The following is a 22,304-nucleotide window of genomic DNA, read 5'->3' as shown; positions in this document are numbered from 1 at the left end:
CTGGCGAGCCTCTGCTTAACTGGAGGCTTTTCATTTGTTTATTGTGCTTAAGCTTGGTAGTGGCTTGTCAATCCGATCCAGAAAACTGGTATCAGAAAGAATTTACGGATGATGAAAAGCTACAGCTATCAAAACAACTGGCTTTTATGGTGGGCAGTGGCTACTACTACAATCAAGGCACCGTTCCCGACCAGTTCTTAATTGACGAAGCATTGAAGTATAACGCTGAGAATGCGGTAGCTTGGCGCGAACGCGGTATTCCCTACTTGAAGCGAGGGTTTCCGTACGAGATGCATACCTATTACCAAAAAGTGATAGAATACGACCCGGTGCAGTGGCAGGGCTGGCGCGGCTACTTGTATCTCTACTTTTACCGCGACTACGAGCGGGCCATTGCCGATTTTAATGCCACCGATACGCTTACCCCCGACTTTACCGATTATCCACAAGCCCAAAGTGTGGACTATATGCGTGGCCTCTGTTACTACGGCCTGGAGGATTATTCAATGGCTCTTCAGTTTTTTACCCGTTACGTTGATGAGGTCACCCAAGAAAAAGACGAAAGCTTCGTAGATACCTACGCTTTTCTGTATCGTGGCCTTACCCACGAAAAACTCAATCAACCCGACGATGCCCTCGCCGATTTTGACCGCGCCCTGAAGTACTATCCCCAATTATCAGATTGCTACTACCACAAAAGTCGTATTCATTACCAGCGAGGTGAAAATGCTCAGGCACTTCAACTGGTTCAGGAAGCGGAAAAATACTTTCAGCAGGGCTATTTTCATCTACGCCCCTACGTAGAAGTACAGGAGCAAATCTACCAGTACGATATTGACCAGCTTATACGAAAAATTGATTCCCGCATTTTCTTTACTGATCGGTAGTAGAAGGCACGCATCGGTAATGGTATAGGGCAAATGAGTGAGCGTGAGGTAGCATAATGGGAAGCTGCCCCTGTGCATCGGTACGCACCTGAGCTTCTGTCCTCTGGCCAAGTATGGGTTTTAAGGTTACTAATTGGTTCGGTAGCAGACGGGTTGCTAAATCAACTTTTTCGTGGGCGTTATTCTCCCGAAACACCATCAGATAACCTTCTGATTTGCTAATAACTGACTGAAAACCCGTCCAACTAAACCCATTGGGTTCTTGCCCAATAGGAAAAATAGCTCCCTGATGCAGTGCTTCAGACGTTTCTTGGTACTTGGTGAGCATTCCCGATACAGCGAAGGCTTCTTCGGGTAGGCCGGTTCCCTCCAACCACGCCAAAGGTTGAGCCATAAGCGTTATAGCTACTTGATAGTCAAAAGGAACGTTAATTGGAGCCAGCGGATCAGCAGCAGCATACTTAGATGCGTTCCGCCACTTGTTCAGAAATTCTACTTGCAGTCGCTGGGGTGGTATGTAATGGCTGAGCATCCACAGGTTACGTAGTGTCCAGTGCGGATAGTAATTTCCCCAGTCGGTATAGCGGTTTTCTAAGAAAATATTACCATAGCGGTTCAGGTAGAAGTATCCGCCGCGTCTTCCGGCAGTAGCATCCAGGTTGAAGACAATTTGCCCATCACTAGCTGTAAGCACTTTCTCGAACATTTGACAAAGGTTACGCTCCGCCCGAGCACTTTCAATGTGCAACCCATCGATTTTGAATACCTTGATGCCGTGTTTTTGATAAAGGTCAATCAGAATATCTGCATCTTGCTCCCAAGTAGCGTACTCCCCGGCGTTGCTAGGGTGAAACCATAGTCCCAGTTGAATATCTAACGAAGCGGCTCGCTGTACGATCGGGGAAAGCCCACGCGGAAAGCGATCATTGTGCGGTTGCCAATCATCCTTGGACCACTGATCCCAAAGATCTCCGCTTGCCGACTTTGAATTTTTAGATAACCCTTGCTGCCAACCGTCGTCAATCTGAAAGTGCGTTACACCCAGACGAGCACCACTGGTCAGTTCCCGTAGTACAAAAGCTTCATTAATTTTTCCATCCTTACCCCGATCCCCCCAAGTATTCATCATAATCATGGCATCTCGCTTCGGCTGGTAGCTTCGCACTTGATGCTGGTAGGAACGTAAAGCCGCCAGTTTGTCCTGCTCTGAGCCGTATACTCCGGTTACAACCCGATAAGCAGAATGCCAAATGCTATCAGTTCCCATTTGGTTGGGGACAGGTCCTGTTACCGCTATTTCCCCAGTTTTCACTTCAAAATCGTACCCCACGTAGGCGAGCTGATTTTCTCCCAAAGGGGCTTCCTTCAACCAGAAAATCCCGTGCTCAGAAGCTGACTCTTCAGCAAATAGCAGGTTGCCTGGCAAATGCGTTGGCTTGGTAAAGAGCAATTGATCCTGCGAGTAGACTAACGTATTATTATGGTCGGTGGCATCGCGAAAACGGACGTTCGTAACCTGCCAGTGCGAACCTGGTAGCGATAATCGATCAAGCGTAACTGCCTGCGCTTCCTGCGAGGTTGCTCGTTCCACCCCATCGCTGGCAGGTTGCACGGAGGTTGAGTTTACCAAAGCCTCAGGCGATTGAAAAAACACCGCGCAAGCAATAGCGGGAGTACGAGGATAGATTCTGAATACCTTTTTGATGTACTGCGTAGTTACGGTTGCTTCCAGATAAGCAGGCTCCAGCGCAGTAGTATCGTGCCAGTGTACGCTAAGTTGTTGCGCTGCTGCCTCTTCCGGATTATTCGGTAGTTGGGTATCCACTCGGTTGTTCGTCATTCTCCAAGAATGACCGCTACCCTTATCCGTTAACTTCGCAGTGATTAGGTTTCCATCGTTCCAAGCAAAAATCCGCTCAATAGTAGCATTACCCAATACCAAGCTGTCACCCGAAAATTGTACGTAGCAGTCCGCTTTAGTAACACTAAAAGGTTCGGGAGTTTGCTGGTCAACCAGTAGCTCTACCGGAGTGCCTATTTGAGCCTGACTGGGTAGGTAGCATAAAACCACTGTCGTAATGACTGCTAAGCGCGTGAAAAGAATCCATAACTTCATAACGATAGATTTTCTGAAAACAATAAAAGCAGTCCAATCGTAAAAATAGACGAACCCACCGAATAAGCAATGCGTACGATCACCATTCAATTATCCAATACTGTTGACCTATGCAAGAAGAAACCATAAAACTAAATCTGATCAAGCAGATTATGGAAATGCATGATACTAGCAAACTAAAGAAGGTTGACTCGGCTATTCATAAGATTGTAGCAGAAGAAGAGGTGTTACATGCCTTGGCGAGGCCGATGCGAAAAAAAATGAATATTGAGGAATTAAAAGAAGAGCAAAATTTCAAACCTATTAACAAGAAGGACTTCTTTGAGAAGATTGACGAATTAAATGTAGAAGAATCAATCGATAAGTTGTTAGAAATGATCTAGTTATGAATTATCTACTAGATACCAATATCGTATTGGTTTATCTTCGGGATGAAAAAACTCGGCAATACGTAGAAAAGGAATATGACCCATTCGGAGTAGAAAATAATCCGGTAATTTCGGTAGTTACTGTTGGTGAAATTAAATCTCTTGCTCGCCGGAACTATTGGGGAAAGAAGAGGCTGAAACTACTCACCGATATACTGTTACGAATTCAAGACTGCTAACAACAGATCAAGATTTTAATCACTTGGATGGTGAATACCTGAAGCTGATTCAAGTAAAGCGTTATCAGGCTTAAAGGTAATATTAACCTTTACTGTACTGAGTCTTCCGCCCACTCCACCAAATCCGAAGCGTAGTAATCTATCTCTAGCGCCTTCAAATAAGGGGCGTGCTGGCCGAGACGGGTGCGGTAGTCTTCCCACTGACGGTCAGCGGCGGGTGTCCAGGCGATTTCGGCGATGCCAATCAGGCGGGGAAAGGCCATGTACTCAATTTCATCCATATTAGTCACCGTTTCCGACCAAAGGGGAGCTTCAATGCCCAGAATATGCTCCCGGTCTACGCCCGCTACCATTTCGGTAGGTTCCCAGATGTAGGCACTGTCTACCTCAATATAGGCCGCCCAATGTAAACCAAGTTCAGTGGTAGAATCGTACTGCATGTCCAGGTAGGTTTTGGTGGCGGGCGACATAATTACTTTCCCGCCTTGCTTGATGGCTTTAGTAGCGTTTTCAGCCTCAGCCCAGTATTGCACTACTGCATTATCTACCAAATCGGCGTTGGCAATTTCGTCCCAGCCAAATACTTGCTTGCCGTGCTTTAGCACAATCTCCTGCGCCCGGTTCACGAAGGGAATATAATCTTCCATCGGCGTGGCGTGCGACTCATCGCCGCCAATATGAATGTAAGGACCAGGCGTAAGCGCGGCTAGCTCTCCAATTACATCATCCACAAACTGATAAGTCACTTCGCTATCAGTACAAAGCGTACTAAAACCTACTTCAATACCCGTGTACAGCTCAGCAGCTTTACCGCTGCAATTTAGTTCAGGATAAGAAGTAAGCGCGGCGTTGGTATGACCGGGCATGTCAATTTCAGGAACAATGGTGATAAACCTAGCCTGAGCATACTGCACAATGTCTGTGTATTGCTCTTGGGTGTAGTGTCCACCGGCTCCGCCACCAACCTGGGTACTCCCTCCGTATTCAGCCAACTTAGGCCACGACTTAATCTCAATACGCCAGCCCTGATCGTCGGTGAGGTGCAGATGAAGATGGTTCAGCTTGTAGTAAGCCATCAGATCAATGTAGTGCTTCACATCATCCACCTGAAAAAAGTGACGAGCTACGTCTAACATAGCACCCCGGTATTCGTAGGTGGGATAATCACGGATAGTGCCCGTAGCAATTTCCCAACTCAGCTCTTGAGGAGAACCTTTTTCAATCTCGGGCGGTAGTAGTTGGCGAATGGTTTGGAGTCCTCGAAAGAGTCCAGCGGGTTCCGAAGCGATGAGTGTTAACGCATCCTCAGCAATATTAAGCTCGTAGCCCTCCTCCTCCAGTTCAGTATCAGAATTGTCTAATTGTAGTAAAATATGTCCGTCATCAGCTTCGCCTTCGGTAGATTCTACTGGTAGATTAAATCCGGTAGCGGGAGATAGATAGTCAGAAAGCTGACGGGCTATTTGATTTAATTCTTCGCCATTGCCCTGCGTATAAATTCTAGTGGTTTCGGTCAGTGTAAACGCACCACCACTAGTGGTTACTGAAACAGGTTTTGGAATAATTACTTCCTGGGTAAGGTCAGTCGGTTCGGCGGGTGGCTCGGCGGTGCAACTTGCATAAAGTGAGAAAACGGTTAGGATTAGGAGCTTACTAAGTATTTTCATGTGATACATTTGGTGCAAAGACTGATAATTCATTGCTAATAGGTAGCAAGATGCTCCGTTCATTTTTGTCTTGAAACAAAAACGAACAAAAAATTCACGCCAACGCGGCGCGGAAAGTTCAAAGCTTCCTCCCACACCCCTTGCGCGCACCCCGCTGAACTTTCAGGCTAACGCACTCAAATTTAAATATTTACATCAAATTTTTTCAAGGTTCTACGATGCTTCTATTCTGATGAGGAAAAATGACTTAGGAAAATTCACTATAGCGGGTGACATTACCATTTTGATTGCTACTAATGCATGTAAATTAACCAAACCAGACACTACATTAAACCACAAAGAGGCAATTAACCAACTCTCAATTTTGCCCCCACTTAAAGTCCCGTTGGCGATGTTCCGAATCTCGGACACCTGGCGGGGCTTTTTTTTATGCAATCATCCCCGTACTTTCGTTAGCTGTTTGGCACGAAATTTTAGCAAACTTGCGTAAATAATTCTCGCACGTATGGATATTAGAAAATTAGTAGGGGTTTTTCTTCTTCTCAGCTTATTGTACGGCACTTTGTTCGCTCAGACCAGCGAACCACCTTTTCTCCAACACACTCAGAGTGCTTGGGTAGATTCAGTAATGCAAACCCTCTCACCCGACGAACGGATTGCCCAGCTTATTGCCGTGGCGGCGTATTCTAACCGCGACGAAGCACATAAGCAGGCTCTGATACAAATGATCAACAAGCACAAAGTAGGCGGATTGGTCTTCTTTCAGGGTGGACCTGGGCGACAGGCGCGGATGCTGAATGACTTTCAGGAAGCTTCTGAGGTACCGCTACTGGTATCAATGGATGCAGAGTGGGGCATTGGGATGCGGCTGGACAGTACGATTAGCTATCCGTTTCAGATGACGTTGGGAGCCATTCAGGACGATAATATGCTCTACCAAATGGGGCTAGAAGTAGCCCGGCAGATGAAACGAGCCGGAATGCACATGAACTTTGCCCCGGTGGTCGACGTGAATAACAATCCAGCGAACCCAGTCATTAATTTCCGTTCGTTTGGCGAAGATAAGGAGAATGTAGCTCGTAAGGGAATCGCCTACATGCGCGGAATGCAAGATGAGCAAATCCTGACCACGGCCAAGCATTTTCCCGGCCACGGCGATACCGATACTGATTCGCACTACGCGCTACCGCAAATCAATCACCCACGTGCCCGGCTAGATTCATTGGAAATGTACCCTTTTCGTAAAATTATTGATGCAGGAGTAGGCGGAGTAATGGTCGCTCATCTGAACATTCCCGCGCTAGATCCTACCCAAGGTTTGCCTTCTACCTTATCTAAATCTATTGTCACTGATATTTTAAAGGATGAGCTAGGCTTCACTGGACTAATTGTAACCGACGCCATGAATATGAAGGGCGTGACTGCTGGGAACGAACCGGGTGTAGTTGATAAAGATGCGATCCTGGCGGGAAATGACCTACTGGAATTTACCGAAGATGTACCACGCGCCATTGCCGAAATCCGTAAAGCCATTAAGCAAGGAATTATCACCCAGGAACAAATTGATGAGCGTTGTCGCAAAATACTCGCAGTAAAGCAATGGGTTGGGCTGGATAATTATCAACCCGTAGTGGTCAAAAATATTGCTAGCGATATGACGACTCCCGCAGGAGAGCTGCTTAACCGCAAATTGATTGAAGCGGCATTAACCGTACTGGAAAATGAAAACGACTTGTTACCTATTCGCCAGTTAGATACACTGAGCATCGCTTCGGTAGCTATTGGCGCCAAAAGCAGTATTACTTCTTTTCAGAAGACACTAAGTTTGTATAGTGAAGTTGACCATATGAAAATAGCGGCTAACGCTGGTTCAAGTGCTACTGAAACCATTCGTAAAAAAATAGCCAATCATGATGTAGTTTTGGTAAGTGTACATGATAACAGTAAGTATCCCCGCAATAAGTTAAAGTTATCAGCTTCGGTAAAAAGCTTGTTAAGTGAACTTACGCAACGGGAAAATACGGTACTGTCCGTCTTTAAAAATCCTTATGTGCTAGATAAGCTTCCTAATCCGCAAGAAGCAGATGGGTTGATTGTGGCGTATCAGGATAATCGTCATACCGAAGAACTGGCAGCTCAGCTTATCTTCGGAGGCATTGGTGCGAGTGGAACATTACCGGTGAGTATCGGAAATAAGTATCAGGCGGGCGATGGATTAACGATACAAGGCGACCTACGTTTCGGCTACACTATGCCGGAAGATGTAGGGTTGGACTCTCGAATTCTTTGCTCTCAGATTGATTCGCTGGTAAAAGAAGCCATCGATGCCAAAGCTATTCCCGGCTGCCAGGTATTGGTGGCTAAAGATCGTAAAGTGGTGATGCACAAAGCTTATGGTTTACAGCAGTACAGTGATACAGTGAAGGTCAAGCTGGATGACTTATACGATCTGGCTTCAATCACCAAAATCTCATCGGCTTTACCGGCTCTGATGAAACTACACGGCGAAGGAAAGTTTGACCTGTCAGCAAGTCTAGGAGACTATCTGCCGTACTTCAAAAACTCTAATAAAGACGAGGCTACTTTTCGGGAGATTTTGGCGCATCAGGCTAAGTTCAAACCCTGGATTCCTTACTGGCAAAGCACGCTGCGCGACAATGGCAGTCATAAATGGTTTACGATTAAATCAGATTCGTCCCGCCGTTTTCCTATTAAGCTTACCGATAATATGTGGCTGCACCGTAACTACCAAAAGAAAATTTACAAAGCCATCAAAAAATCACCCCTGGAAGACGAAGCTAAGTATAAATATTCGGGTTTAGCGTTTTATCTGTTCCCTAAAATGGTGGAAGGATTATCTGGGGAAGATTACGTGAAATATGTCAACAATAATTTTTATAAGCCCCTGGGGGCTACTACGCTAGGTTTTCGCCCGTTTGAAAAATTTCCCCTGGAGCGCATTGTCCCTACCGAAAGCGATTATGCCTTTCGTGGCGAAGCGATTCATGGTCCGGTACACGACGAGGGTGCGATTATGATGGGTGGTGTTTCGGCCAATGCTGGATTATTTGCCAATGCTAACGATTTAGCCAAACTAATACAAATGTATCTGGATGAAGGCGAGTACGGCGGAAAGCAATACATTAATCCCGAATCGATTCAAGAGTTTACCCGCTACCAATTTCCTGAAAATGACAACCGCCGGGGCTTGGGCTTTGACAAACCTAACTTAGAGCGTTCGCCTACCGGAAATGCTGCCGTAAGTAGTAGTGATGCCAGCTTCGGTCATTCTGGTTTCACCGGAACTTTCACTTGGGCCGATCCTGAACATAACTTGGTCTACGTCTTCCTCTCTAATCGTGTGCATCCCACCCGCGACAACACTCGCCTCTACAAACTCAACACCCGCACCAACATCCAGCAAGTAATCTACAACTCGTTAGTAGATGGAATTACGTATTCGGTCGGGCGAGAATAATATTAATTTTTTACGATAGGATTATTCGTTAGTAGAAGCAGTTTCTGTTAGAACTTGTTCTTAAACAAGTACGTATATTCGTACATAAACAAGAATAAATAGATTTATGATTGCTGCTAATTTCTCCGAATTCCGAGCCGGGCTAAAAAAGTACTTAGATAGCGTTGAAGAAGATAACGAAACCCTTTAAATATGATTTGGCTGGATACTGGTTAAGACGAATAGACCAAGAGCACCGATTGGTTTATCAAGTAGCTGAAGACGAATTACTCATCTATGCTTGTCGCTATCTCTACGACTCATAATTCGCAAAATTGCGGCAGCCGCGCTGTCGTACACCCCTTTTCAACTCATTTGGGTGCTAATCCGTATACCTCAATAGAACCTAAAAGCAAGAAATCGTATGATTAGACCACTTACCTTTCATAGAAACCTTGTTACGTTCGGACTTCCTCTAAGCCTTTTTGGAGCACTTATTTTCTTAATGAAATCACCTTTATCGGGGAATAGTAATTTATTCACTCTCGCCATTACTGTTGATCTGTTGCTGACCGTTCCGCTGGTGTATCTGTTGCTTATCCGCCAAACGGAAATCCCGAAGACAACGGCGGTTCCGGTCATGGTTGTTGGGCTGCTGATCGGGACGTATTTTCTGCCGAAAGAAAGTCAAACATATTTAGCCTGGTTCAAAACCTGGGGTTTACCAATTGTCGAGCTTTCTGTGCTGACGTTTGTCATTCTAAAAGTTCGTAGCACAATTGGTAAGTATAAACGATTGAAAGGGGCTAACCCTGATTTCTTCTCAGCCTTAAAAAGTACCTGTCGCGAGATCCTTCCTAAAGCAGTAATTATGCCCGTTGTCACTGAAGTTTCCGTGATTTACTACGGATTTCTCAACTGGCGAACCAGAACGTTACAGAAAAACGAATTTACCTACCATAAAGAAAGCGGAACGCCCGCACTACTCGGAGCTTTTATCTTTATTATCATCATTGAAACATTCGTTCTTCACCTTTTGCTAGCTAAGTGGAGCATTATTGCTGCTTGGGTATTATCTGGTTTAAGTATCTACACCGCTCTTCAAGTTTTTGGCTTTGCCCGCTCACTCGCCAAACGCCCTATCTCAATCAATGAGAATAGTTTGACTTTACGATACGGTATTCTGAACGAAGTTGAAATTCCTTTTTCAGCTATTCAATCAGTGGAACTAACGAGTCATTCAGTAGAGAGGCCCCATTTTGCAAAACTTTCACCGCTGGGAGAGATGGAAAATCATAATGTAGTTATCAGCCTGAAGAAAGAAAATAGGCTGATAGGGCTTTACGGAATGAAGAAGCGGTTTAAAGTAATTGGCTTGCACATTGACAAGCCAAAGGAATTTAAGGAGCAAATAGATCAGCTATTATGATTAACACCGGAGCAGATAGTCCGCCAATACAGCCTTCAGCGTAAATAGCTTAGCCCCTCCTCAGATTGGATACCAGCTATTTTCTGTAAAGTTTGGCTCTGACCTGGACTATTTGGGCTACAGTTACTTCAGCTACCTCAGCAATTTGCTCATCAGTAAGCAGCCCTTGTCTAATAAGCCGAGTAATCATAGCTTGCGTCTTTTGCTCGATACCTTGCTCAACACCACGGTTATATAAACGATCTTTAGTTATATCGTAAGTAATAGGCATACTCTTTACTTGTTTTTCTATCTCACCATCTAATTTACGCAAACGCGATAACACGAGCAATTGTCGTATGTAGCGATTTAGGTCAGCAGGGCTTTGGGCAGCATTCTGTAGTTTGAAAATAATACGGGAAATAATCTGACTAGCATCAGCTCGGGGATAATCCGTGAGAATAGAAAGTATAATTTCCTCGGGAATGTCGAAATTGAGTACTTCAGTAGTCGGTAAGTTATGAATACTTTTTAGCTCAAAGCCCGTAATCTCTTCCTCTTGGTTAAGCTTGGTTCTCATTTTTGAAGGATTAACACCAAGATGAATGACAAATTGCTTAACTGGTATTTCGTACTTGCGCTGTAAAATGGCTTTATACTCCACCATACGATAAACCATTTTAGGGTCGTCGGCAGTTTGAAATTCTAGCTATAGAATAAAAGTAGCCCCAGTAGAATCCGTAATACGCTTCAGGTAATCGGGTTCTCGCTCAATAGTCCGCTGTATTTTATCTTTTAGTTCGCTCGACTGGGCAATCCGTATTCCCAGAAGCTTTTCTAACAGCGGAATGAAAATAGCCTCGATATTCTCTTTGATAATTTTATCAAACTCGCACATATCAAGTGCCAGCTATCAGGAAATAACAACCTCGCAACTCGCCAAAGAAACATAATCAGGACGATCGGAGGCAAGTTGATGCTTGTAGCTTTTGAGCAATTCGCCCTGGTAGATGAGGAAAACCCCCGGCATTCGGAAGCCATCGCCTACTAACTTGCCAATTCCATGACTATGCAGTACGCCCGCTTTAAATCCACGTAACCAAACCCGCAAACCAAACACCTGCGAAAACCGGGCTCGTTGCAAGCGAAACAAGTTATATAATTGACAGCTAGGATCGCTAATATGGGATAATCCACTCAGATTATTCTTAGCAAAGTATGCTTCCCCTTGCGCCACACTTCCCATATGAACGAGCACTATTTTTACTTCCTGATTTTCTATGGCTGTACGCTTTTCGGCAATTTCTTGTAGTGCCTCACGGCAAAATGTGCAGCCAAAATGCCGTAAAAAGACCAGCAACAAAGGCTGTTCATACGAAAGTGATGAGAGGTTATGCTCCTGATTTGTAGAAAATTTTGCTAAGGTTTCAGGAAGTGATTCTTCTGGATTTATATTCTGAGCATCGTGCGGTGCCTGCCATTCGCGAAATACAAAATAAAGGGTAGCGCCTAGCGGGCCCAGCCAGATCAAATCTTTCACGGCAAAGTACAGCACTAGTTGGTGAGTGATAACCTCAGAAGCCCAGCCGGCAATGATCGCTACGGTTTCTGTAAGCTTAATTAAAAAACCTAATAACAGTACCAGTAACCCCTTTACCGGGTTAAATGAGGTGAAGTAATACGCCACTCCTAAGAGCATAGCAATTGCTCCAATCATATACCAGGGTAGCAATACCACCGGTACATCTATTTGTGCCCACCGAAGTAACCCTTCAGTAGCGAACACCAGTATTAGCCCCCACAGTAGGTTGGTGAACCCAATGAAGCGCAACAGCATACCGATCCACTCAGGCAGTCGCTTCATGAGAACGTTGTTTTCGTACTTGAATCATTCGGATAAAAATAATAGTCAGCGGTATTAGCCACAGCAAATCGTTCATAATCAGATGGAACAAGTAGGAGTCTGTTAGCGTAGGCTGAATAAATAAAAGGTAGAAGCCAATGGCTCCAAATATCTTCGATAAGATTCCTAGCGGAACTACCCACCAAAATCGCTGCGGATATAAAGCTACTACAATGTAAGCTGCTCCAAACAATAGCACTCCCGCTCCCTGCCATTTAATTAATCCGGGAGGGACTACTGAAGTTTCGGTAATCCACTGGTAAAAGGAAGCTGGAAAGTAATAGATAAAAGCTCCCCAACCCACATTGTAAGCTCCCGCAAGTAATAATACACCTCTCATCCAAGGCTCTACCCCCAATGGTAATTGCCGTAATGGTTTTTCCATACTGAAATTAACCGACTATTTCTGATTTTAGTTTTTCATTTTTATGCTTAATGAACGTAACTGCCCGCATTGATGTCTATGGTGGCTCCGGTAGCATGATCGGCCAACCCACTTAGTAGAAAGGCAATGGTAGGCGCAATATCCTGCGGTTGCGTGAGCGATGCAAGGGCAATATCATTCTTGACGTATTCTTCGCCGTACTTCTCAATGAAATCTTCGGCCATATCAGTGCAGGTAAAGCCAGGAGCCACTGTAAAGGCTTTGATGTTCTGTTTACCGTACGCTCGGGCAATAGATCGGGTAAGCGCGACTACTCCCCCTTTAGAGGCAGCGTAAGCCAAAAAGTCGCTGGTATCGCCCCGAAAGGCGGCTCGAGAAGAAATAGTTACAATGCGTCCGCCACCAGTTTTCTGAAAATGGTTAACGGCTTTTTTACATAGTAACCCAGTGGCATCTAAATTGACGCGCATTGTTCTAGACCAAGTATTTACGAAAGCCTCATCAGTGGCTTCTACCTCCGCACCAATGGCAATTCCGGCATTGTTCACTAGTGCGTCTATCCAATCAAATTTGTGAAGTACGCTGCTAAATAATTGCAGCACTTCTTCCGAATCTTCTAAATCAGCCTGAAATGATACTGCTCCATTTTCCAGATTTGCTGCCAATTGCTCAGCAAGCTCTTGACTTTGACGATAATGGATAGCTACTCTAGCTCCAGCTTTAGCCAATTGCTCGGCAATTGTCCGCCCAATACCTCGGGTAGCTCCGGTAACCAAAATATTCTGACCCGATAAATCAATTTGTAGACTCATGAACAACTGGATATTTAGACCTAATCATACGAATAATTTAACGAAGGTGCTATATTCAAAAGTGTTATTGTGTTAAGGTGTTAATGAGACCACCGCGCAGTGTTTAAGTGCGTACTTACCTGAACACATGAATACATCAATACGTTAACACGTACTAAAATACTTTAGCACTCTAACACCCAAAACCCATGAATATCACCCCTGAGCAAGCAACCGAATTAATTCAAAATCGCCGATCACTATATCCGGCCGTATTCAATAAAGAAACCATAGATGATACGGTAATACAAGCAATATTAGAAAATGCTAACTGGGCACCCACCCACCGATTAACGCAACCCTGGCGATTTACTGTGTTTTCGGGTGGGGGGCTACAAAAACTCGCCAATTTCCAGGCTGATTTGTATAAAAAAGTAACAGAAGTTCAAGGCTCTTTCGATCAGAAAAAGTACGAAAAGCTTCAGAAAAAACCGCTACTATGCTCGCACATTATAGCCATTGGCATGAAGCGCGACCCAAAGGCGCGAGTACCCGAAATTGAGGAAGTGATGGCGACGGCTTGCGCGGTGCAAAATATGTACCTGACCGCTTCGGCTTACGAAGTAGGCGGTTATTGGGGAACCGGAGGAGTCACCTATTACGAGGAAGCCAAATCTTTTTTTGGGCTAGAAGCTGAAGATAAGCTACTCGGCTTTTTCTACCTAGGTATGCCTAAAACCGATAAGTGGCCCGAAGGAAGGCGAGACGCTATTAGCGAGAAGGTGAGTTGGGTTAGAGAGTGAAAAATTACTATCACTGTCCGAAAGCTTCTTAACATTCACTACACTGGCATACTTAACGACTCATAACCCTACTCATGGCTACTTTTACCCATAAGCTGTTCTTCGGTTTCTTGCTTGTAGCTCTCGGAATATTAACACTGGGAGTGCGTAATTCGCCGAAACCGGAGGAGCCCCTTAACATTCTTATTCTGCATACCGACCAGTGGCGAGCGCAAGCATTTGGCTACCGGGGCGACCCTAACGTAAAAACCCCGCATATTGACCAGTTAGCTGCGGAGAGTGCCAACCTATTTAATGCCGTTTCGGGAATGCCCGTATGTACGCCTCACCGAGCCTCACTTCTTACTGGGCAACACCCACTGACCCACGGGCTGTTTATGAACGATGTGCAGCTGGATACTACTGCTATCACTATTGCGGAAGTATTGGCCGACGCTGGCTATCAGACCGGCTACATTGGCAAGTGGCATTTAGATGGCCGAGGTCGTCATAGCTTCACTCCACCGGGTGGTCGGCGGCAGGGGTTTCAGTACTGGAAAGCCTTGGAATGCTCGCATAACTATAATAATTCAGCTTACTATACTGCCAATTCGCCCGAGAAAAAATTTTGGGAGGGCTACGATGCCATTGCTCAGGCGGAAGATGCTCAGCAGTATATCCGCGATCACGCGCAAGATGAGCAACCGTTTTTTCTGTTCGTAAGCTGGGGCACGCCCCACGCTCCGTATCGAACTGCTCCACAGGAGTATCTGAATATGTACGCCCCTAAAGAGATGCAACTGCATCCGAATGTACCGCCGGAGATGGATTCTATGGTACGAGCCGACCTAGCGGGTTACTACGCTCACTGCACTGCGCTAGATGACCAGATTGCTAATATTCTGCAAACACTGGAGGACACCGGAACCAGCGATAACACCATTATTCTCTTTACTTCCGACCACGGCGACCTGCTCGGTTCACATCGGGCGTACAAAAAACAGCAACCCTACGAAGAATCTATCCGGGTACCGATGCTAATTCGCCATCCGCAGATTTTACCCGGTGAGTACGCTGCTCTTATGAACTCTTACGACATTATGCCCACCTTACTTGGGTTGAGTGACGCTCAAATCCCATCATCAGTAGAAGGTTATGATTTTAGTGAGTATCTGATTGAGCAACTTCCATTGCCCGACACTACCACACTAATTAGCTGCGTACAACCGTTTGGCCAGTGGAACCGCTTCGACCGAGGGGGTAAAGAATATCGGGGCATCGTCACATTGCGCTACACCTACACGCGCGACTTGAACGGATCCTGGCTGTTTTTCGATAATCAGCGCGACCCTTACCAGATGAATAATCTCATCAATAATCCAGCGTACTCCGAGTTGCAGCAAGAGCTGGACAAGTTGCTCACCAAAAAACTTAAAAAGCAAGGAGACGAATTTCGTCCGGGTATGGAATACATCCGGGAGTGGGGCTACCCGGTAGATGCTAAAGAAACCGTGCCTTACACTCCTTAAATCGTTTGCTCAGGCAAAAAATGCTTCCTAAATTGCTAATCACAAAACTTAACCTTTTACCTATGAGATTGATCTTGTTTTTTGCTACTAGCCTATTTATAGCCGCTTGCGGTAGTTCAGGAAATCAAACTGAGGAAACAACTGCTGAGACCACCCTACCAGAAGAGCCATCGTTGAGTGTTGATTTTCAGGAACAGTGGGCAACTGATACTGTACTCCGCACTCCCGAATCGGTGCTGTACGACGAAGTAACTGATATGATTTTTGTAGCCAATATTGGCGCGTTCAATAAAGATAGTAAAGACGGTGACGGATTTATTTCCGTGCTTGCTCCCGATGGAATAGTAGACGAACTAAATTGGGTGGAAGGCTTAAACGACCCCAAAGGAATGGGTGTATTTGATGGCAAACTTTACGTATCAGATCTTGATGAGGTGGTGGAAATCAGCATTGCCGACGCTGAAATTTTGAACAAGTACCCCATTGAAGGCGCTACCTTTCTGAACGACATTACAATCAACGGCCAGGGACAAGTGTACGTTTCTGACTCCGATAATGATAAAATCCACATGATAGAGGGTGGGCAGCCGATGGTCTGGCTAGAGGACTCGACCTTGCAGCGACCCAACGGATTACTGGCTGATGGTAATCAAATGCTATTAGCTTCAGCCGGAGGTGGTTTTCTGGCTCCCATAGATTTGGATAGCAAACAAGTGCAAGATACGTGGTTAGAAGGTATTCCCTCGGCCGATGGGATTATAAAAACTCCGAACGGTGATTATATTGTCTCTACCTGGCAAGGCGAAGTACACTACGTAGCTGCTGAGAGCGGACAAACCATAAAACTACTGGATACTAAAGCGGAAGAAATTAATGCCGCCGATATCGGTTATATTCCGCAACAAAACCTGCTTTTGGTTCCAACCTTTCGGGATCATCGGGTAGTGGCTTATAAGGTTACGGCAAACTGATGGAGTGGCTTGCTATTTGCTGCTTGCTCAGCTATCATCCATCCGGGATGGCTACCGATACGCTTTACGGAACCTACATTATTCCGGAAGAACAAATTAGCCTGAACCTTAGTCCACCCAACAACTACACTATGTTTATGATGGAGTACAATGAGCGTAGTGAGTCGGTGAATAGCCAGGAGCTTTCGCGGGGGCAATTTTCTTTGGTAGCCGATACCGTAGTTCTGGAAGAAGCTACCACCGGAAAAGCGATGAAACTACTAGCCACCAACGAAGAAACACTGCACCCCCTGAATGTGCCTAGTTTAGATAAAAACGCCAAGTTTTTAGGTCAAAACCAGTATCACGCTAATGGTGAATTAAAGTGGGAAGGCGAGTGGCGCCGAGGAAAAAAGCACGGCACTTGGGTTTACTACAATGAATCAGGCGATGTTGTAAAATCGGTTCGCTACAAGCGGGGGAAGAAGATGGAGTGAGTGAATGATTAATGACTGATGAGTAGTGAATGATGATGATTTGACAATCAACAATTAATCATCTATCTGCCAATAGCCGAGGTCTGACAATATTGCCTACCGGCAGGCAGTAGCGACTCCTTGCCGGAGCAGGTTGAACCGTCAGCCTAACTTCAAGTATCGAACGAATTGCTGACAGCCCTTAAAACCCACTATCAATTCGCATATAGGACGATTGCAGCAATGCTCCGGCACCTTCGATGGCGGCCATCGCAGTTTTTTCTACCTCAGCTAATTGCCCATCGGGGGTTTGCCGCACTTTGGTAATCTCCCGGCTAATATCATCTACGTAGGTTTTCAGTTGCCCTAAGTCGCCCGCTGGGGGAGTAGTACCGCCTGGGTGACTCTGTATTTCCCGGATTCGGTATTCCAAATCGGTTTTTTGCCGTATGAGCGAAGCCATAAGCACGCGCTTTTCTACGCTTTCAAACTCAGTCTTCATTTCTAAACCTGCCTCTTCCGAAACTTCAGTTTCCTCTGATTCACCTCCGCCACAAGCGAGTAGACCTAAAGCAAAAATAACGGCAAACAATAATGAGTATGTTTTCATGATAATTGAATTACAGTACAATGATTTTCCTCAGAAGAGAACCAAATTTTCAAGACAGTGTTTGAAGTTGGTACAGTTAATACCTGCCTCTGTTATAAAAATTTATCTATTCGTTCACGATAATTACTATTATCTGCGTTCTATGTATTGCATCTCCACCCCCAATAGTATGAAATACGTTTTTGTATTGATTTTCGGTTGCTCTTTTGTAGCAGCTATCAGCAGCTTTCGGTCAGTTGAAGATACATTCGTTCGAGTAGATATTTCTGAAGAGATCAGTGTAAGCTTACCCGAATCGTTTAAAGTAATGACGGCCGATCAGATGCAGCAAAAATTTCTTTCGGCCCGTCCACCCTTAGCAGCGTATACCAGTGCGAACCAAGTGGCTGACTTTAGCGTGAGTGCGGCCAACACTCGCTGGCGAGCCGATGATTTACCGATGCTAAAAGATTTTTACCGCTCCAGCTTACTGGAATTGTACGATGAAGTTGATTTTATAGAAGAAGGTATTCGGGAGGTGGATAAAACGCAGGTTGCTTTTTTTGAATTTACCTCCGTAGTGAAGCAAGACGAAGATGCCATTACGCCCAAGCCTCCGGTGCATCGCTATACCTACGCTCAATATACCATCCGCCAGAACAAAGCCCTCGTATTTACCTTTAGTTGCCCTCGCCAACGTCAATCCCAATGGCAACCTATCGCCCAAAAAGTGATGGAAAGCGTGAAGTTAAAGTAACCCCTTGGTGTTACGGTGTTTGTACATTCATAGACGATTTTATTATCTGAACGCATTTGTTTTTCTAGTTAGTCATGATCCTAAAAATCGCTGATGAGAATAATCGGAAACATAGAAGATAACGTAAACTTTGTACTTCATAAATCTTTCAGTAGCAGACTGTTCTCGCCAATAGGGAAATATGTGAACTGGAAACTAGAAAACAATTGGGACGACTACAATGAGCTTTATCACGCAATCAATTATATCGAAACCTCAAAAGATATTGACGGAATCTGGTACGAAATACATACAATAGAAAAGAATCAAGAAATTAAAGGTGTATTAACGATTGTTGGTGGAGCTGTTGATCAACTTGCAATTGATACTATTTTAGATACTGAAAGCACAATACTTCTGAAGTACTTCCACGTTGTCGAGAAAGGAAAAGGATACGGAAGCTATTGGTTGAAATCTATTATCTCACCTTACTATTTTGACAAAGGGTTTCGTGAAATTTATATAAGCAGTAGCCATACTAAATCCTTTAATTTCTACAATAAGATTGGAGAAGAAATCAAAACATATACAAAGAGAAGTGATAATCAGCTTTACGAGAGGACGTGTAAGACCTTTATAATTCCACTTGGTAGAGGAGAAAAGCCGCTGACTAAGACCACATAATAAATCATAGCTACCTGTAGCAAGTTATACCTGCTATCGCCTCAAGATAAAAGAACCCCTTGTTCAAGTACTGTCTAACTGAAACCTATAATATCCATTGTTCACTGCGCTATCCGTCGCCGTTATTTTGATGATCAGCGGTTCTTCTGACTTCCAAGTTCCACTCAACGACAGATTGCCGGTATCAAACTTTATCCATTCGGGTAACTCAGCATCGTCTGCCAAGGATGCTTGGTAAGACAATTTAGTATCGTCCACATCTCGGAATAAATCCTTCGGCAAATCCAACTGAAATGGTTCGCCGTGCTCTATGTCAACGTCAATATTATCGTTATAAAGATAGGGTTTGAAAATGGATTTGGTGCTTACCCAGTATATATCCGAATCATAGTTTTCTGCACTGTCTACTTGAGTGACGCTCATTCTGCTGAAAAATAAGAACTTGTTGTCGGGTGAGACAAACGGTCGCTGCTCTATTTCTTTACTGTTTATACGGGAGTTTAATCGCTCCAGCGTAGTCCATGCGCCCGCTTTTGTTTTGAAACTGATGTAGAGATCGTGCTTAGATTCAAATTCATTTCGCCAAGATTGAATAATGATGTAATCACCCTCAGGAGATAGAAACAGGCTCTCTTCATCTTCAACCGAGCTTAATTCATCTACCTTCTGAACGGTATCGTAACCTTCTGAACCAGCTTCCGCGTGATACACATCACCACAACACTGGTACTGATCATCCCGATTGGAAGTAAAGTAAAAAGCCCCACTGGCTGATACCCCATGTCCCGCTTCTCGGGAGGTAGAGTTAAATATTGAATCCAGAGGCTGAGGATTGGTGACTTGATTGTTAGAATAGTCAGCTACCCACAAATCGGTTGGTGAGCCATCCGTTGACTTGGCGAAATAGAGCTTGTTTCCGGTAGGGCTAAACATCGGGAAAAACGTATTGATGTTGTCAGGAAGAAAGTTTTTGCGCGGGGCGATCCACTCACCGCTTACAAAATGCATAAGATAGATAGCGGTTTCGGTTGAGTCATTTTCGTGAAATACTCCAAAGGCAATACTTTTACCATCCGGCGACATAGTGAATCCCATATCGAATCTCTCTTTGACGGAAACAATTTCACTACCGAAAACTCCAGGAACATCGCCGGGTGCTTCCTGTCCTAAATAATCAATCTCTTGATTATCTGGTTTTTGTCCGGAAGAGCAAGCGATGATAAATATTAGTATCGCCAAATAGAGATTTTTCGTCTTACTTTGAGATTCCATCACTTCAACTTTTTTTCAAGTACTGGGTAAGATCCTTGTCCAACTCGGCAAAGCGATGATCAATAGGATAGGGGTAACTTTTGGTCAATTGTACTTCTCGAAACAAGGGGTGGGTAGTATTAATCAAATAACTGGTACCCGTAGGAGCCGGAGCGGAAGGCACCTGCAACAATAAATACGCACACTTCTGATACCATGATGAACCAAGGATATTAGTCTGGCTATAAGGAGAAGCACTACTCCAATCTGAAGGCAGGTCGCTCTTGTCTATCACCTGTATTGATGTGTCCGGAATTTCTATTTCCATACAGGCAGACTCATTTCTCATAAAACCTCCTTGTCCCATACGGTGAGCCACGTTCCCCAATAAAGCGATTTCAGCGGAGGCTGCCGTATAAATAACCAACTCACCCCGCTTATTCCATCGGCCGGGAAACCCAGAGGCGTGTAAGCTGTTAGCGTACTTGTTGCTAACAATTCGGTAAACCAGCATACTCAGGCAGCGTACCCCTGTTCTATTCGTTCCAGGCACTCTTCTATTAGTCGAATGCCGGTAACGCTAAAGAGAAACTTGTTAGGTGATTGCATTTCCAGAGCCGGTTGCGGAAAACCTAACCAATCCTTAAATTCATCAACACTACCAAACAATTGTTCTCCTCGCGAAAAAAGCCGGATGAGACTCAACAGAATTTCAGCTTGTACAACCCCCACTTTTTTATGTTTGGCCTTCATATTATCAATAGTTTTTGGCGTGATATGGAGTAGTCCCGCCATCACCTCTTTACTAAACTGGGCATGTTCACGAAAATTAGTAATCGCTTGAGCATCTAACCCATCTTGTGCTTGTGCTACCAAAGAAAGGTCGTCCATATGCAACGCCTCTGAATTAAATGAAGAAATCATAATGTGCGTAATATTACATTTGATATACGTAAATATACGCAACTTGTGGAAAAATGTTGATTTACTCTAGCGAGGGAAGATTTGACAGAAGTGCAACTGCTAAAAAAAGTGACTCAAGATTCATACTTCACTCCAACTCCGTGGTAGGTTTCTGGCTCCTGGTAGTCTTTGCGGAGGGGATGACCAGGCCAGTCGGTGGGCAGCAAAATACGGCGGAGGTCGGGATGATCGGTAAAGCGGATGCCCAGTAAGTCGTACACTTCTCGCTCATGCCAATCAGCAGATTTCCAAATGGATACAACCGACAGTACTTCCGGCAGCGGTTCTTCGGCTTGGTTACGATTGACGACTACTTTGAGCGATAGCTGGTGTTCGTAAGGAATGGAATTCAGCGTGTAGATTACCTCCATCGTTCCCGCCTCCAAACCATTATCGATTCCCGTGAGGCAGGATAGATAATCGAAGTATAGCCCTTCGGTTTGCTGGAGAAAGCGGCATATTTCCAGTAACTGTGGAGATGCTATTTGCAGTACAACCGGAGAAGCGTTTTCTATCACTTCTACGATGCTCTCTGCACCAAACTTTCCCCTGACCTTCTCAGCGATTTCTTCCCAACTCATGCGGTTTCAGAATTAGTTTCTACTTTTTTCCTATCCATAATTTTTTCCAATGCCGTAGGAGCCATTAGCGATTCATTACGAATTTTCTCCTGTAGTTTGATTATTCCTCCAATCAGTGCTTCCGGGCGAGGGGGACAGCCCGGCACGTACACATCTACCGGAATAATTTTATCTACTCCTTTTACCACATGGTAACCGTGTTCCCAGTAGGGACCACCGCAATTAGAGCAGGAACCCATCGAGATCACGTAGCGAGGTTCGGCCATCTGCTCGTATAATCGTCGTACCCGGTCGCCCATTTTGAAGGTAACCGTACCCGACACAATCAGCACATCGGACTGACGAGGGGAGGGGCGAGGAAAGACTCCGAAGCGATCCAGATCAAAGTTAGAAGCGTAGGTCGACATCATCTCGATAGCGCAACAAGCTAGCCCAAAGCCCATCGGCCACAACGACGACAGCCGTGCCCAGTTAATCAAGTCATCCACTTTGGTAACGATAATACCGCCCTGCCCAAACTGTTGGTCTAGTAGTCCTTTCAT

25 protein-coding genes are annotated in these 22,304 nt (G+C 44.9%); 12 read left to right on the top strand and 13 right to left on the bottom strand.

Annotated features, from left to right (window positions below; genetic code table 11):
- Nucleotides 1–59 precede the first annotated feature (59 nt).
- Nucleotides 60–887, top strand: coding sequence for a tetratricopeptide repeat protein (locus P0M28_RS14500; RefSeq protein WP_302210895.1), 828 nt, complete (start codon nt 60–62; stop codon nt 885–887).
- Here the strand turns inward: P0M28_RS14500 and P0M28_RS14495 are convergent.
- A complete protein-coding gene (locus tag P0M28_RS14495; RefSeq protein ID WP_302210641.1) occupies nt 874–3,003 on the bottom strand; it encodes an alpha-galactosidase in 2,130 nt (709 codons plus the stop codon). The two genes, P0M28_RS14500 and P0M28_RS14495, sit on opposite strands and share 14 nt — an antisense overlap.
- Nucleotides 3,004–3,113: 110 nt before the next feature.
- Here P0M28_RS14495 and P0M28_RS14490 point away from each other — a divergent pair, with 110 nt between their 5' ends.
- Nucleotides 3,114–3,386, top strand: coding sequence for a hypothetical protein (locus tag P0M28_RS14490; RefSeq protein WP_302210640.1), 273 nt, complete (start codon nt 3,114–3,116; stop codon nt 3,384–3,386).
- A gap of 2 nt (nt 3,387–3,388) precedes the next feature.
- Nucleotides 3,389–3,610 (top strand): PIN domain-containing protein, encoded by a 222-nt coding sequence (locus P0M28_RS14485; RefSeq protein WP_302210639.1) that lies wholly within the window; start codon nt 3,389–3,391, stop codon nt 3,608–3,610.
- 89 nt (nt 3,611–3,699) lie between these two features.
- Here P0M28_RS14485 and P0M28_RS14480 read toward each other — a convergent pair whose 3' ends face one another.
- Complete coding sequence (locus P0M28_RS14480) at nt 3,700–5,277, bottom strand: beta-N-acetylhexosaminidase (protein ID WP_302210638.1); 1,578 nt, start codon at nt 5,275–5,277, stop codon at nt 3,700–3,702.
- A 505-nt stretch (nt 5,278–5,782) separates the two neighbouring features.
- Between P0M28_RS14480 and P0M28_RS14475 the strand changes: the two genes are divergently transcribed.
- From P0M28_RS14475 to P0M28_RS14470, 3 genes are all read left to right on the top strand, one after another.
- Nucleotides 5,783–8,755 (top strand): serine hydrolase domain-containing protein, encoded by a 2,973-nt coding sequence (locus tag P0M28_RS14475; RefSeq protein ID WP_302210637.1) that lies wholly within the window; start codon nt 5,783–5,785, stop codon nt 8,753–8,755.
- Between the two features lie 164 nt (nt 8,756–8,919).
- Entirely contained in the window at nt 8,920–9,060 is a 141-nt protein-coding gene (locus P0M28_RS31090; RefSeq protein WP_367281912.1) for a Txe/YoeB family addiction module toxin, read from the top strand.
- 179 nt (nt 9,061–9,239) lie between these two features.
- Entirely contained in the window at nt 9,240–10,163 is a 924-nt protein-coding gene (locus P0M28_RS14470; protein ID WP_302210636.1) for a PH domain-containing protein, read from the top strand.
- Nucleotides 10,164–10,239: 76 nt separating this feature from the next.
- Here P0M28_RS14470 and P0M28_RS14465 read toward each other — a convergent pair whose 3' ends face one another.
- The 5 genes from P0M28_RS14465 to P0M28_RS14445 all read right to left on the bottom strand — a co-directional run bounded on the left by P0M28_RS14465 (nt 10,240) and on the right by P0M28_RS14445 (nt 13,242).
- Complete coding sequence (locus tag P0M28_RS14465) at nt 10,240–10,722, bottom strand: hypothetical protein (RefSeq protein WP_302210634.1); 483 nt, start codon at nt 10,720–10,722, stop codon at nt 10,240–10,242.
- A 129-nt stretch (nt 10,723–10,851) separates the two neighbouring features.
- Nucleotides 10,852–11,040: a hypothetical protein gene (locus P0M28_RS14460; protein WP_302210633.1), complete on the bottom strand. Its 189-nt coding sequence runs from the start codon at nt 11,038–11,040 to the stop codon at nt 10,852–10,854.
- Nucleotides 11,041–11,055: 15 nt separating this feature from the next.
- Nucleotides 11,056–12,006, bottom strand: coding sequence for a SelL-related redox protein (locus tag P0M28_RS14455; RefSeq protein WP_302210632.1), 951 nt, complete (start codon nt 12,004–12,006; stop codon nt 11,056–11,058).
- On the bottom strand, nt 11,990–12,430 hold the full coding sequence (locus P0M28_RS14450) for a hypothetical protein (protein ID WP_302210631.1): 441 nt from the start codon (nt 12,428–12,430) through the stop codon (nt 11,990–11,992). The genes P0M28_RS14455 and P0M28_RS14450 overlap by 17 nt, the downstream gene beginning before the upstream one ends.
- 47 nt (nt 12,431–12,477) lie before the next feature.
- Nucleotides 12,478–13,242: an SDR family NAD(P)-dependent oxidoreductase gene (locus P0M28_RS14445; RefSeq protein WP_302210630.1), complete on the bottom strand. Its 765-nt coding sequence runs from the start codon at nt 13,240–13,242 to the stop codon at nt 12,478–12,480.
- 188 nt (nt 13,243–13,430) lie between these two features.
- Here P0M28_RS14445 and P0M28_RS14440 point away from each other — a divergent pair, with 188 nt between their 5' ends.
- The 4 genes from P0M28_RS14440 to P0M28_RS14425 all read left to right on the top strand — a co-directional run bounded on the left by P0M28_RS14440 (nt 13,431) and on the right by P0M28_RS14425 (nt 16,979).
- On the top strand, nt 13,431–14,024 hold the full coding sequence (locus tag P0M28_RS14440; protein ID WP_302210629.1) for a nitroreductase family protein: 594 nt from the start codon (nt 13,431–13,433) through the stop codon (nt 14,022–14,024).
- Nucleotides 14,025–14,098: 74 nt separating this feature from the next.
- Nucleotides 14,099–15,532, top strand: coding sequence for a sulfatase family protein (locus tag P0M28_RS14435; protein ID WP_302210628.1), 1,434 nt, complete (start codon nt 14,099–14,101; stop codon nt 15,530–15,532).
- Between the two features lie 62 nt (nt 15,533–15,594).
- Entirely contained in the window at nt 15,595–16,503 is a 909-nt protein-coding gene (locus P0M28_RS14430) for an SMP-30/gluconolactonase/LRE family protein (RefSeq protein ID WP_302210626.1), read from the top strand.
- On the top strand, nt 16,503–16,979 hold the full coding sequence (locus P0M28_RS14425; RefSeq protein WP_302210624.1) for a toxin-antitoxin system YwqK family antitoxin: 477 nt from the start codon (nt 16,503–16,505) through the stop codon (nt 16,977–16,979). Before P0M28_RS14430 ends, P0M28_RS14425 begins: the two co-directional genes overlap by 1 nt.
- A 181-nt stretch (nt 16,980–17,160) precedes the next feature.
- On the opposite strand, the gene P0M28_RS14420 is transcribed toward P0M28_RS14425, so the two are convergent.
- On the bottom strand, nt 17,161–17,568 hold the full coding sequence (locus P0M28_RS14420) for a hypothetical protein (RefSeq protein ID WP_302210622.1): 408 nt from the start codon (nt 17,566–17,568) through the stop codon (nt 17,161–17,163).
- A 169-nt stretch (nt 17,569–17,737) separates the two neighbouring features.
- On the opposite strand from P0M28_RS14420, the gene P0M28_RS14415 reads away from it, so the two are divergent.
- Both P0M28_RS14415 and P0M28_RS14410 read left to right on the top strand, forming a co-directional pair.
- Nucleotides 17,738–18,304, top strand: coding sequence for a hypothetical protein (locus P0M28_RS14415; RefSeq protein WP_302210620.1), 567 nt, complete (start codon nt 17,738–17,740; stop codon nt 18,302–18,304).
- A 93-nt stretch (nt 18,305–18,397) separates the two neighbouring features.
- Nucleotides 18,398–18,967 (top strand): hypothetical protein, encoded by a 570-nt coding sequence (locus tag P0M28_RS14410; RefSeq protein WP_302210619.1) that lies wholly within the window; start codon nt 18,398–18,400, stop codon nt 18,965–18,967.
- Between the two features lie 63 nt (nt 18,968–19,030).
- On the opposite strand, the gene P0M28_RS14405 is transcribed toward P0M28_RS14410, so the two are convergent.
- From P0M28_RS14405 to nuoB, 5 genes are all read right to left on the bottom strand, one after another.
- The gene (locus tag P0M28_RS14405; RefSeq protein ID WP_302210618.1) at nt 19,031–20,239 is read right to left on the bottom strand and encodes a putative Ig domain-containing protein; all 1,209 of its coding nucleotides are present in this window, start codon (nt 20,237–20,239) and stop codon (nt 19,031–19,033) included.
- 4 nt (nt 20,240–20,243) lie between these two features.
- Nucleotides 20,244–20,732: an RES family NAD+ phosphorylase gene (locus P0M28_RS14400; RefSeq protein WP_302210617.1), complete on the bottom strand. Its 489-nt coding sequence runs from the start codon at nt 20,730–20,732 to the stop codon at nt 20,244–20,246.
- Between the two features lie 2 nt (nt 20,733–20,734).
- On the bottom strand, nt 20,735–21,142 hold the full coding sequence (locus tag P0M28_RS14395) for an Xre family toxin-antitoxin system antitoxin (RefSeq protein ID WP_302210616.1): 408 nt from the start codon (nt 21,140–21,142) through the stop codon (nt 20,735–20,737).
- 113 nt (nt 21,143–21,255) lie between these two features.
- On the bottom strand, nt 21,256–21,762 hold the full coding sequence (locus tag P0M28_RS14390; protein ID WP_302210615.1) for an NADH-quinone oxidoreductase subunit C: 507 nt from the start codon (nt 21,760–21,762) through the stop codon (nt 21,256–21,258).
- A complete protein-coding gene (gene nuoB / locus P0M28_RS14385; RefSeq protein ID WP_302210613.1) occupies nt 21,759–22,304 on the bottom strand; it encodes an NADH-quinone oxidoreductase subunit NuoB in 546 nt (181 codons plus the stop codon). Before nuoB ends, P0M28_RS14390 begins: the two co-directional genes overlap by 4 nt.

Origin of the sequence: Tunicatimonas pelagia, assembly GCF_030506325.1 — a bacterium.
In the GTDB taxonomy this organism is placed as follows: Bacteria; Bacteroidota; Bacteroidia; order Cytophagales; family Cyclobacteriaceae; genus Tunicatimonas; species Tunicatimonas pelagia.
Note: the sequence above shows the minus strand (reverse complement) of the source record. Positions and strands in the feature narration are given on the sequence as shown.